Source organism: Colwellia sp. TT2012 (genome assembly GCF_001440345.1).
GTDB lineage: Bacteria > Pseudomonadota > Gammaproteobacteria > Enterobacterales > Alteromonadaceae > Colwellia.
This window is the reverse complement of sequence record NZ_LJYX01000017.1, coordinates 286,295-299,028: the sequence shown is the minus strand read 5'-3', so window position 1 is coordinate 299,028 and position 12,734 is coordinate 286,295. Positions and strand designations below refer to the sequence as shown.

The 12,734-nt window shown below is 38.4% G+C and carries 8 protein-coding genes and 8 tRNA genes; 10 read left to right on the top strand and 6 right to left on the bottom strand.

From position 1 onward, the window contains the following. Positions 1 to 168: 168 nt before the first annotated feature. The 10 genes from ASU03_RS10995 (at position 169) to ASU03_RS10950 (ending at position 4,934) form a co-directional block, all read left to right on the top strand. Positions 169 to 244, top strand: a tRNA-Gly gene (locus tag ASU03_RS10995). A 60-nt stretch (positions 245 to 304) separates the two neighbouring features. Further along, positions 305 to 378, top strand: a tRNA-Cys gene (locus tag ASU03_RS10990). A 4-nt stretch (positions 379 to 382) separates the two neighbouring features. Continuing rightward, positions 383 to 467: transfer RNA gene (locus ASU03_RS10985), tRNA-Leu, on the top strand. A 45-nt stretch (positions 468 to 512) separates the two neighbouring features. After that, a tRNA-Gly gene (locus tag ASU03_RS10980) sits at positions 513 to 588 on the top strand. Between the two features lie 185 nt (positions 589 to 773). Then, positions 774 to 849 (top strand) — tRNA-Gly (locus tag ASU03_RS10975). Between the two features lie 119 nt (positions 850 to 968). Beyond that, positions 969 to 1,053: transfer RNA gene (locus ASU03_RS10970), tRNA-Leu, on the top strand. A 164-nt stretch (positions 1,054 to 1,217) separates the two neighbouring features. Next, positions 1,218 to 1,293: transfer RNA gene (locus ASU03_RS10965), tRNA-Gly, on the top strand. A 117-nt stretch (positions 1,294 to 1,410) separates the two neighbouring features. Continuing rightward, positions 1,411 to 1,495: transfer RNA gene (locus ASU03_RS10960), tRNA-Leu, on the top strand. Between the two features lie 338 nt (positions 1,496 to 1,833). Next, positions 1,834 to 3,063, top strand: a complete 1,230-nt coding sequence (locus ASU03_RS10955; protein ID WP_057831857.1) for an ABC transporter substrate-binding protein — start codon at positions 1,834 to 1,836, stop codon at positions 3,061 to 3,063. Between the two features lie 74 nt (positions 3,064 to 3,137). Beyond that, entirely contained in the window at positions 3,138 to 4,934 is a 1,797-nt protein-coding gene (locus ASU03_RS10950; protein ID WP_057831856.1) for a sensor histidine kinase, read from the top strand. A gap of 129 nt (positions 4,935 to 5,063) precedes the next feature. Here ASU03_RS10950 and ASU03_RS10945 read toward each other — a convergent pair whose 3' ends face one another. From ASU03_RS10945 to ASU03_RS10920, 6 genes are all read right to left on the bottom strand, one after another. Then, on the bottom strand, positions 5,064 to 6,287 hold the full coding sequence (locus tag ASU03_RS10945; RefSeq protein WP_057831855.1) for a glycosyltransferase: 1,224 nt from the start codon (positions 6,285 to 6,287) through the stop codon (positions 5,064 to 5,066). Next, complete coding sequence (locus ASU03_RS21780; protein WP_057831854.1) at positions 6,280 to 7,008, bottom strand: acyltransferase; 729 nt, start codon at positions 7,006 to 7,008, stop codon at positions 6,280 to 6,282. Before ASU03_RS21780 ends, ASU03_RS10945 begins: the two co-directional genes overlap by 8 nt. After that, on the bottom strand, positions 7,005 to 8,801 hold the full coding sequence (glmS, locus tag ASU03_RS10935; protein ID WP_057831853.1) for a glutamine--fructose-6-phosphate transaminase (isomerizing): 1,797 nt from the start codon (positions 8,799 to 8,801) through the stop codon (positions 7,005 to 7,007). The genes ASU03_RS21780 and glmS overlap by 4 nt, the downstream gene beginning before the upstream one ends. A 132-nt stretch (positions 8,802 to 8,933) precedes the next feature. Then, positions 8,934 to 10,049, bottom strand: coding sequence for a glycosyltransferase family 4 protein (locus ASU03_RS10930; protein WP_057831852.1), 1,116 nt, complete (start codon positions 10,047 to 10,049; stop codon positions 8,934 to 8,936). Beyond that, complete coding sequence (locus tag ASU03_RS10925) at positions 10,042 to 11,307, bottom strand: glycosyltransferase family 4 protein (protein ID WP_057831851.1); 1,266 nt, start codon at positions 11,305 to 11,307, stop codon at positions 10,042 to 10,044. The genes ASU03_RS10930 and ASU03_RS10925 overlap by 8 nt, the downstream gene beginning before the upstream one ends. Before the next feature lie 68 nt (positions 11,308 to 11,375). Next, the gene (locus ASU03_RS10920; RefSeq protein ID WP_057831850.1) at positions 11,376 to 12,734 is read right to left on the bottom strand and encodes an O-antigen ligase family protein; all 1,359 of its coding nucleotides are present in this window, start codon (positions 12,732 to 12,734) and stop codon (positions 11,376 to 11,378) included.

Sequence of the window (12,734 nt, the reverse complement as noted above, 5' to 3'; positions counted from 1 at the left end):
AGCAGTTAGGATAAAAAGTTAATTTAATAGTTGACTGGAAAATATTTAGATGTAGAATGCGTTTTCGTTGACAGGGAGTCAGCAAGTAAAGTGAAGTTGGCTAAGTTGATGTTACATTCTCTTGTCATTTCTTTTACTGGAATTTGTAATTATTGATTTTTAAATGAAGCGGCTGTAGCTCAGCTGGTAGAGCATCACGTTGCCAACGTGAATGTCACGAGTTCGAGTCTCGTTAGCCGCTCCAATTTAAGTTGAAAAGCAAAATCCATTGATAATGATATCATGGATACATCGTTGACAAAATGGCGGGTTGGCAGAGTGGTTATGCAGCGGATTGCAAATCCGTGTACACCAGTTCGATTCTGGTATCCGCCTCCATTTTGCCCGGGTGGTGGAATTGGTAGACACAAGGGATTTAAAATCCCTCGCCGAAAAGCGTGCCGGTTCAAGTCCGGCTCCGGGTACCATATCATCAACGATAGTTGGGAAGTAAAAAGTAAAGCTCTCATGAAGCGGCTGTAGCTCAGCTGGTAGAGCATCACGTTGCCAACGTGAATGTCACGAGTTCGAGTCTCGTTAGCCGCTCCAATTTTAGCTGTAACGCTGAAAGAAGTTTTACCTAGTATAAGTAAAAGTAAAGCTCTAATGAAGCGGCTGGTGTCAGCTGGTAGAGCATCACGTTGCCAAAAGCGAAGTGAATGCCACGACTTATGTTGATGAGAGTAGTCTCGTTAGCCGCTCCAGAAAACCTGTAAAAGTAAAGCTCTAATGAAGCGGCTGTAGCTCAGCTGGTAGAGCATCACGTTGCCAACGTGAATGTCACGAGTTCGAGTCTCGTTAGCCGCTCCAAATTTTTATAAGTTTATGACAGTTGTCAGTCATGTTTTTTACCAAATATGATAAATAAATTTATAAAGAGTAGGTACCAACCTACTATAAAAAACTCCCTTTATCTTTTAGATAACTATGCCCGGGTGGTGGAATTGGTAGACACAAGGGATTTAAAATCCCTCGCCGAAAAGCGTGCCGGTTCAAGTCCGGCTCCGGGTACCATTTTTTAAAAGATTAAGTAGTAAAAGTAAAGCTCTAATGAAGCGGCTGGTGTCAGCTGGTAGAGCATCACGTTGCCAAAAGCGAAGTGAATGCCACGACTTATGTTGATGAGAGTAGTCTCGTTAGCCGCTCCAGAAAACCTGTAAAAGTAAAGCTCTAATGAAGCGGCTGTAGCTCAGCTGGTAGAGCATCACGTTGCCAACGTGAATGTCACGAGTTCGAGTCTCGTTAGCCGCTCCAAATTTTTATAAGTTTATGACAGTGTCAGTCATGTTTTTTTACAAAATATGATAAATAAATTTATAAAGAGTAGGTACCAACCTACTATAAAAATACTCCCTTATCGAAAGATACAATGCCCGGGTGGTGGAATTGGTAGACACAAGGGATTTAAAATCCCTCGCCGAAAAGCGTGCCGGTTCAAGTCCGGCTCCGGGTACCATTTTAGTCATATCTTCTTGCTAGTTATAATGAAAATATTATAGGTTAGTACTATTCATTTTCTTCTTGATCTAATTTTTAATCATACGTTTCACCTTCTTCTTATTATTATAAATGTCTTTTGTTGCACCACCATAAAGTTTTTAATCTAAAAATTTGGTTTTAAATCTGCATGGATATAAGCTAAAATATTTAGTAAGTGGTCAATAGCACTGGCATGGTGCTATCTTTATATTTTTAGCCGTATATTTTACTAAACAGCATTATTAATCTGTTAAAGTGATAACTTCACTATAATGAATAAGACAAGTATGTCATTAATTAATAAAAGGATACGTGATGTTTTTTAGTAAATATGTATTTTCATCTTTATATTTTTCCTGCCTTATCTTACTCACTACTTATACAGCAGAGGTTCATGCTCAGCAAAAATATACTATTTATCTTGATGCTGATTTTAGTGGTGCTAGAGCTTCGAGTTTAGCTATACAGCAAGGTATCAATACTGCATTGGCTGAGGTTGATTATCAACTTCAGGGAATTCATTTTGATGTTATTACTAAAGATCACCGGGCTAACTCATTAAGAAGTAGACGTAATTTAGAAGATTTTTTGCTAGATAAACAAGCATTAATGGTGTTTTCTGGTCTCCATTCGCCGCCCCTCTTAGCGAATAAAGACTTCATTAATGAAAATAAAATTCTTCTTTTAGATCCCTGGGCAGCCGCTGGGCCAATCACTCGCAGCAGCTCAGCGCAAAACTGGATATTTCGCTTGTCGATTGATGACAGTAATGCCGGTAGCTTTATTAGCAAAAAAGCCATTGAGCAAGGTTTTCGTAAACCTTACTTATTATTGGAGGACACCGGTTGGGGTCGCTCAAATGAAAAAACAATGACACAAGCCCTTAATGAAGCATCGATAACACCTGTGGGTTTGTCTTGGTTTAATTGGGGCACAGGGAAAAATCATGCCAAAGTCTTACTTCGAGATATTAAAGCCAGTGGTGCTGATGTAATATTTTTTGTGGGTAACTCTGCTGAAGGCGCTACCTTCACTCATGCCATGGTTGAATTACCACAAAACATTCGTTTACCTATTAGGAGCCATTGGGGGATAACTGGCGGGGATTTTACTGAAAAAGTGTCCGCTAGTCAGCGGGGAAAAATAGATTTACAGTTTATCCAAACCAATTTTTCATTTCTAAATGAAGATTTATCAATGTTTGCTAAAAACGTGTTAGCGTTAGCCATTAAGTCAAATAAGGAGCTAAAGCACAAAGGGGACATTAAGGCACAAACAGGCTTTATTCACGCTTATGATCTGACTAAAATTGTCATATCTGCCATCAAGCAAGTTAAATTAACTGGGGATAAAGATAAAGATAAAATACTGATTCATCATGCCTTAGAGCATTTAGCCAAGCCGGTGCTAGGACTGTTGAAAAACTATCAGCGACCATTTTCCCCTTATAATAAGCAACACTTTAATGCTCATGAAGCACTAACTATTGACGATTACTCTATGGGGAAATTTAACCATAAAGATGAAATTGTCTTACTTAACTAGTAAATAACACCTAATCGGCATAGTGAAAATTATATTGATGAAACTAATAATAATGAAAATATTGGGTGAAATAAATGGTTAAGACTGGTGTATCTTTTGCTTTAGCACGATTTGTCTTTATAAGTTGCTTAGCTTTAGCGGTAATAATTACCAGCTTAGTGGTCAATCATGTGGTTGAATCAGTGAACACTGAATATGAAAAAATAGCCCATAGAGAAATTAATACATTAAGTAATAATTACCGAGTGTTTATTAATCATCATTTAATTTTATTAGAAGAGCAAGCTCGTGCTTCGCTGTTTATACAAGCATTGATGCAACCAAAAAGTAACCTTGGCAAGATACAAGATTACATGGCAGGGTTAACATTATTAGGTCAAAAATATGATGAAACCTTACTCGACTTTGAAGGTAGTACTTTATATTCCACCTCGCAATCTGGTATTAATTATAGAGAATACCCCTGGCTTAAAAGTATCCTGAGTGGCGACGTTTCTAGCTCTATTAAAATCTTAAATATTGATGGGCAATACTTTTGGTGTTTAGCTTATCCTGTTGTTTATAATCAGCATGTTGAAGGTGTTTTGTTAGCCAATATACCGTTAAAAGCTATTCACGCTAGGCAAGGTGATGTTGAATTACTTGATGGTTTAATGATTGAAGTGGTGCAGGCTGGGCAAACTATTGCGACTTTTGGCAAGCAAGTCATTGGCACTAAGCAAGTGATGCAATGGCAAGATGCTGGAGTGAGCTTTGCCTTTACTATCGATGAATCCTATCGAAATGAAGCCTTGTCAAAATTAGTTATTCAGCTAGCCAGCCTTATTATTGTTGCCATTGTATTGACGACACTCTTGGCTTATTTCTATGGTTATCGCTATTTTGTTAAACCTATACTGGCCCTTTCTCAGTTAACGTCAAGCCTTGAACAAGGCAATGAGCCGCAAGCCTTGCAAGAAGATCTAAGGTTCAAGGAATTTGCCGATTTATTTAAACAGTTTAATCATATGAGTGAAAAAGTAGCCAAACGTGAGCGCGCGTTAAGGCAAAGTTATGAAAAAATTTCAAATACCAATGAGGAATTAAAACAGAGTGAATCACAATTGGTTCACTCTGAAAAAATGGCCAGCATTGGTGTACTAGCCGCAGGTGTTGCTCATGAAATTAACAACCCCATTGGTTTTATTCGCAGTAATTTAGAGGTATTAGCCGATTATTTTAGTGATATTGAAAAATACTACCATGAATTTAACGAAACGCTTGCTAGTGACGAAGAAAAAGAAAACCATAAGAGATTAGCAAAGAAATATGAGCTTGAATTTCTTTTTAAGGACTCACCGCCTTTAATCAAGAGTAGTATTTCTGGCGTAGATAGAGTGACCGAAATAGTAAAAAGCTTAAAGACTTTTGCGCGTGTTGATCATTCAGAAAAAGTACTGATCGATGTCAATGAAGGGTTAAGGGCTACCTTAAATATGGTTCACAATGAACTTAAATACTGTTGTCAGGTACATGTCGACTTACAGCCTTTGCCAGCCATACGTGTTTTTCCGGGAAAATTAAATCAAGTATTTATGAACTTATTGATTAATGCGGGCCAAGCTATAACGGATAAAGGCGATATCTATGTCAGGAGTTTTGTTGAGGAGAGCAGTATTATTATTGAAATTGAAGACACTGGCATGGGTATAGACGCCGATAACATAGCACAAATATTTACTCCTTTTTACACCAGTAAACCTGTTGGAGAGGGAACTGGTTTAGGTTTGTCCATTAGCCATCAAATCATTGAACAACATGATGGTAAAATTATGGTCAAGTCCGAAATAGGTAAGGGCAGTTGTTTTTCTGTGCACCTACCGATAAATTGACCAGTACTAGCTATTGGCATTGAGCGCAACCGGTGTTGGTAAACTCGTTACTGTTGATTTTAGCAAACCATAGTGGCCGCATATTTATGCAGACTGGTAGTCAATACAAATTCAACGTTTGTAGCTTTCCTAGCACATTACTAGGTAACGTTGCACATCCCTTGCTCTATTCTCCCAAGATTCATCTTTTACGCATGCCTTTCGACATTGTTTTACTTGAGTCAGGGCAAGTAGGTCATTTATATCCTCTAGCTTATCAAAGTTAACTACTGGAGTTATCTCAGCATTTGCTAGCAGTATCGCCTGATAAAATGGCTTCACCGAACTCGATATTTGCAGATACTTTCGATAACCATTTAAAGCATTAAAATCAGTGGTGACAATGGGGGTGCCGCTAGCTATATACTCTCTTAACTTTAACGGGTTACACATTTGAATTTGCTTATTGTTTACAAAAGGTAAGATGGCAACATTCCAATTTTGAATATACTTAGGTAATTCTGTATGGGGTTTTTCCCCAAGAAAATATACATTAGGAAAGTGCTTTAATTTATCTACATTACAGCTTAGCTCGCCAATAAAAACAAAACTCCAATGGGGTAGTGCTGTGATCGTTTGCACTAATAAATTTTGATCTAACCAGGTTGAAATACTGCCATAAAATCCGGCTATAGGCTTACCTTTTGGTAAATCACTCGGGGTAATATTAACCTGCTCACTAAAGAGTGAAAAGTTTACCCCATGAGGAATATTGACTACTTTATCACGAGGAAATTTCTCTTGCAGCTTTTCACTGGCGGTAAAAATGTAGTTTGATTTTTCAATTAACTCAAGCTCTTTTTTTGCCACAAATCCGTGATCTACCCCGGCAAGACTACTAAAGTCATCCCCACAATAATACACACAAGGAGCATTGCCAAATAGTTCTAAATAGTCGACCGAAGTGGGTAACGATGTCCAAATAATAGGATTGCTAATAGCTAATTTTTTGCAAGCTATGCGGTATTGATACTGTAAAATATATTTACTCACTTTCAAAGCAAGCCAGCTATCTGCACAAGGGATCACCAAAGGATTAATAATAACGAAATGACTACTATTGTGCACATTGACTTCATCAGGCTTGTTTTGAGCCAATAAAAAAGATTTCACTTTATTATAAAGTCTCAACAAGTCATGCCGAGTAAATTTTGGCTTTCTTAAGCCAATAGAATTAAACCATATAATGGATCGAGTTTGTCCAAGTACCTTAATTAAATGTTGAGTAGAGCTGGGATGTGCACCCCAATCTTCACCAAAAACCACAATAGGTCTATTTTTATCGGCAGATACTAAAGACGTTGAATTAATCATGATTATCCGCCTCAATTGACTTTATAACTTTTGCTGGTACACCCGCAGCGAGGACAAAACTGGGCAAATCTTTGGTGACCACACTGCCTGCAGCTACTATGGTACCGCGGCCTATAGTCACGCCGGGCATCACTTTTACCCCGGTGGCTAACCAGACATCATCTTGTAAAGTAATATCGCCTACTTGCGATTCATGGTCTGGTTTGCCTAGCGCCCGTAACTTAGCATTAATAGGGTGACCAGGATAACCCGCTAAGTAGCAATCACCAGCAATTCGGACGTTATTACCAAGGGTTATTTTATTGCCCACGGATATTGAGGTCCGCCAGGCAATACCAACATTATCGCCAATAACTAATAGCGGGATAGTATTACCAACGGCTCGACCACTTATTGTGGTCATAGCCGCTAACCTGACTTTGTCGCCCATAATTATGTCTAGACTGCCGATAACAACGGGTAAACCACCATACAGATAAAGCTGTTTAGGCTGGTTTTTTAGCCTAGATTTAAATAAAGGTGTGTAATAAAAAATGCGTAGTACATCCGCTATAATCTGCTTTAAAACTATATGAATGATATAAAGCAGCTTAAATATAACGGGAATGTTTGGCATTTCTATGGCCTTGATGGTGAACCAAAGTTTTTTTATCAATTGAGCTGAGACACTATCACTCGTTTTAGCCCACTGTTTTGCGTGGTTAATGTTAAAAGTAATCATTCTACTGTCACCGATTTAGCTAAATTTCTGGGTTGGTCAACATTTTTTCCTAGCGTTTGAGCACAGTATAATGCGAGCAATTGCATTGGGATAACAGTGATAATGGGCTGTATGGACTCTGGCGCTGGGGGTAACTCAAAAAATTCATCTTCTTTTAAGTTGATATAATCCCTGATAGAAGCATCGCCAATAATAAATAATGGCGCGTTACGAGCTTGTACCTCTTGAATGTTTGACAGTAATTTATCGGTCAAACTGTCCTTAGGTGCTATGACGACCACAGGCATTTGCTCATCAAGCAAGGCTATTGGTCCATGCTTTAATTCCCCTGCCGCGTAAGCTTCGGCATGAATATAACTAATTTCTTTCAGTTTTAACGCTCCTTCATGTACTATGGGCGTTTGTATACCGCGACCGATAAATAGTATATTTGAGTATCTGCTGAGTTTTATCGCCAGTAATTTTATTTCTGTACAGCGTTGTAAAATTTTTTCAATTAAGTAAGGTAGTTGGAGAAAGTTTTGTTGTAATTGTTTTAACTCATCTAACTTTATAAAGGCTCTTTGTTGTGCTGCTTCAAGACACATTTTATAAAATATGGCTAACTGACAAGTAAAAGCCTTGGTTGAGGCTACGCCAATTTCTGGACCGGCATAAATTTCAAAGGTAAAATGGGCTTCTCTCGCTATGCTACTATTCGCGACGTTGACTAACGCTAATGTTTGTACTTTATTCGCTTTGGCATACTTTAATGCCGCTAAGGTGTCTGCTGTTTCTCCCGATTGAGAAACAAAAATGGCTAACTCTTTATGGGTCATTACCGGCGAACGATAGCGATATTCAGAGGCTATATCGACTTCAACTAAAATATTAGCGTACTTTTCAAACCAAAATTTTGCCACCGAGGCTGCGTAATATGAAGAGCCACAGGCAATGATAGTAATTTTATTGAAGTCGTTAAAATTTATCGTTGAATAGTCGGTGGCGTGACGATCTACTGACCAGCTATTAAGTAGATCAACTTGTTCAAAAATTTCCTTTTCCATAAAGGAGCTATGTTCACCTTTGGATACTATCTTTGAGCAATAGCTATTGTTTACATAATGGATTTTTCTATTGGCGCTTGGGTTGCAAAGCTTGATGCCGTGACTCGTTAGCTTGATTAATTCATTGTCTTTAGGATAATAGATTTTACTGCTATCCGGCCCTAAAGCCATGGCGTCTGATGCCAGATAAGCGCCGTTAATCCCCTGTGAGATAACTAAGGGGCTGCCTTGCTTGATGGCATAAATGTTATTACTGTCACCATTGATTAGTACACCCAAGGCATAACTGCCTTTTAATTGTAAAATGGCTTTCTCTATGGCATCTTCTTCAGACAGGTGTTGCGATAAATAATGATTTATTAAGTGGGGAATCACTTCACTGTCGGTTGAACTGTTAAAATGGTGGCCCCATTGCAGTAACTTTTCTTTTAAGTGTAAGTGGTTTTCAATGATGCCATTATGGACAACAGCCACTCGCCCACATTGATGTGGATGGGCGTTGCTTACCGTGGCTTTTCCGTGTGTAGCCCAACGGGTATGACCGATACAACATTTACCCTCTAAAGGCTGTTCTGATAGTAAACGTTTTAACTGATTAAGTTTACCCTGTACTTTTCGTGTTTTAATTTCGTTATCGGCTAAAATTGAAATACCAGAAGAGTCATAACCGCGATATTCAAGCCGACTTAAACCCTCTAATACTGGTTTTATTGCTGAGTCTGCTACTGCCCCAATAATGCCACACATAACAAATACCTCTTTACATTGTTATCCTACTATTGATTACTCAGCATTTATTATGCCAATGAATATATTCAATAAAATCAAAGTAATATATTGGGACATATTGTCTTTTTGCACTTTGACAAGGCTATTTTGTTAATTGCGAATGCTTTTGAGAATGTGTGCATAACAACTACGATGGGAATAGTGTTGGACCCTAAGCTTAGCTTGCTGAGCAATGTTCAATAATAAAGTGGGATCATTTATTAGTCGGGTTAACACTTGCACTAAACTTTCCATGTTATTAGGACTATATTTTAGGCAATCGTAGTTATTTGTTAGCTGTTGATCCCAATAAGCATTATCAGCGGGAATTACGATGGCTAGTCCAGCAGCCATGGATTCTAAAATTGATAGGCCAAAAGGCTCATGTTCAGCAGTAGAGATAAATACCGATGAGTTTGCTCTAATTTCATTTAAATTGTTAGGGTCCGCATACCAGTGAATATTATCAACCTTAGCAAAGTCAGCTATATCTAAATAGCTGTCATTTTTTGGCTTAATATAGCAAACGCTGGCAAAATATTTATTAACATCTTCATAGCTACTATTTAGCTTGGTTATAGCCGCGATAAAAAGCTCTATATGCTTCCATTTTAATAAAGAGGCAGCCCATAAAAAGCCAATTTTATCGCTACTTTTATTATTAGTAGCCTTTACTTTGATGGTTGAGCAGTTAATACCATTCACAAAAGGGATATACTTATTGTTCGCTATATTTTCCTTATTACTATGGCATTTTAAGGCCTGTAAAATGGAGGCATAAGTGGATGGTAAGTAAAACACCTGTTTTGCTCGCGTTAAACCAAAACCAGCAACTTTAGAGTTAGCAATATCACCTTGAATAAGTTGAATAATATCTATGTTAATTATCTCAGTGAGCAGATATAGTGAAAAATCAACGTTTGGCCCGGAAAAGCCGATTATTTTGCTAAATCTTTTCAGTTTCATCATCTTGGCGATTAAAGAAAACAAATAAACAAAGTGCTTTAGAAAGTAAAGCATGCCAGTGGTTTTATTCTGCAGGTAAAGAGGAGAAAACAACGGAACGAAGTGCACATTAGCGCAGCAACCATCGCACCAAGAGTCGCTGTCATTGGAAATAACCCATACCTCAATATTGCTAGGTAATTCAGCGATTATTGTTTTCATCACTATTTTAGAGCCCCCCTTAAAAGGCACAGGATCATAAATTAACACGCGTTTAATCATGACTCTTCCCCGATGAAAGCTTTAACAGTATGTGGGTATAGCCTTTAGTTAAAAATGCTATTAGCAAGGTCTTAGTGTGTAAAAATATAAGTTTTGTCATACTGTGCTTGCTGTCACGCTGTAACAAAGATTGATAAACAAGATTGAAGGCAATGAACTGTTGCTTTAAAGAGAACGTTTTTATTATATGTTTTTGTGCATTGCTAGCGAGATTCTTTCTTAAAAGTGGCCTGTCAATTAAGGACTTTATTGCGTTAACGAGCTCCTCAGTATTGTTGGGTGAGACTAATAGCGCATTTTCCTGGTCGGTATATATTTCATCAATGCCAGGGATATTACTGGTGATGATGGGCAGTTTAGCAAGACTTGCTTCGGCCAGCGTTAGGCCAAAAACCTCTTCCAACGGCACTGAAATAAAACAATCGGCATTGCTTGAGTATATTTCAGCGACCTTATCGCTAGCTGAAAAGAATTTAACGTTATGAGTTAAATTTAACTGAGTAACTAAATGAGTTAACTTGGCTGCTTCACTGCCAGAGCCAACAATGGCAAGTTTTACTTGGTAGTGTTTTTTTAATTTAGCTAGTGCATACAGTAATTGCTCTACTGATTTTCTAGGAATTAATGAGCCTAGGTATAATATGACAAAGTCAGTATCTTTTGCCGATAACTCAGCTCTAATATTCCTCGGGCAGGGGCTTAATATTCGCTGTGGGTTAATGCCATTATAGATAACTGCCACTGGTTGGCTGTTAAACTCATTATACTTAAATATGTCAATGACTGATTGGCTAACACCTATGATGCTATCGGCCCCGTGAAATAATAACGTTAGCCTGTCTCTATACATATACCTAGCATGTAAATGCAGGAGTAAGGGCATAGCCATAAATTTGCAAACAGGTACCATCCATTGGCAAGGTGCACCATTATTGCAGTGTACCAACGAAATTTTATAGTGCTGCAATAACTTTTTCGCTTTAAAAAGTAATTTAAAATACTGATGGAAGTTCCACCTTGGTGTGGTCCAATAACCAAGGCAAACGAAGTTATCAATAATTACCTCAATACCTAGTTTTGTCGCCTGCTTTGCTAACACCTCACTATTGCACCACAATACGGGTGAATAGTGATGCTGTTTCGCTGCTTTAAGTAAATCTAACAGGACAATTTCACTGCCTCTGAGCCAGTTTTCACCATAGTGAACGTATAAAATTCGGCTATTTACCCTGTTATTTTGTCTACTAAAATCTGTCATGTTTATTTCCTCAGATGTGTTGAACATCACAGCTATTGCCAAGCTAATTTCAGTTGAACTCTGCCTCTTCAGGTCGTTCGGCTGCCACTCATCGACTGCAGATAACGATTTAAAGCGATGACTAAAGCAACTTGTAAATATATTGGCCAGATAAAGCCTTGAGTTAAGAAGGTACCAGAAACGATAAAGCCAATAATACCAGCAGGAGCAGCATTGAGTGCTACGCGTATGCCAGGAGTATGCTCTTCAACCTTGATTGTTTTCAACATTTTTAAAGACATGAGTAAAGTGCTGACAATTAAAGTAACAAATAGTATTAGCCCAACAAAGCCAGACTCGGCCAGTACACCAAACCAAGTAGAATGAACGGCATGGTTTAAACCGTCCCAATGGCTGCTATAAAAAAAATAGTTGTAATAAAAATTATTAATGCCTACTCCTAGAACCGGATTATCCAGCGCCATATTCCATGCCGCTTCCCAGGCGTAGAGTCGTCCCATGGCCGACTCGTCTATCCCGGCTTCAGCAGCTCCACCTGATGCTCTTTCACTGATCTTTGCGACGGTAAATAAAACAGCTAGGGCCATTGCGCCCCCGGAAAATAATAATACTTTCGAACGTATGCGCTTATAGGCAAATAGACTTATTACCGCTAAAAAGCCCAGTAAGCCGCCACGACTTTGCGTCGCTAATAGGGCATAGAGTAAAATGCAAAAAGTAGTAAAGCTAAATAACCGTTCAAATTTAGATAATGATTTCTCTAAAAAAGTGGCTATAGCGAAGGCCATAGGATACAAAAGCACCAGGGCTAAATCATTTGGATCGCCCAGTAAAGACCCTATATCTCGGCCAATAGTGACCCGCGTTCCCTCCACTAAGCCGATACCGTTGAATTTGTTATATAGGGCAACAAGTCCAACAACAGCACCAGCAAAGATAAAGACACGGCTTGCGCTAATAAAGTGACTCTCCTTACGCATCATCCAAGCAATAATAAAGGTAATTAATATAATTTTGCTGTAAACCCCTGTCCATGCCTTTGTTGCCACAGCGACATTACTGGCAAAGGGGACAGCAATAGTTACCAACAAAGAAAAGAGTATTAAATAGGTAAATTGAGGGCACCAATAAGCATGAAGGTTCTGCATGATGCTGGCTCGTAAAAAAATGATAAATATCGCTGACAATGCCAATAGTAAGGGTAGTTTCAACGGTTCTAAAATAGGAAAAACTTCATGAATTCGAAAAAATGAAAAAATAATAAAAGCTAAGACAATCGCAAAAGAGAAGTTGACCATGCCCCACAAGACAAAGGGAGCTAGCCCGATAATAATTAGGATAATAGGGTGTGGAAATAAGTATAATGTCAAGGTTGACAGCATTAATAAAATTGCCAGGCCGGTAATATTTAAGGGGGTATAAGTCAT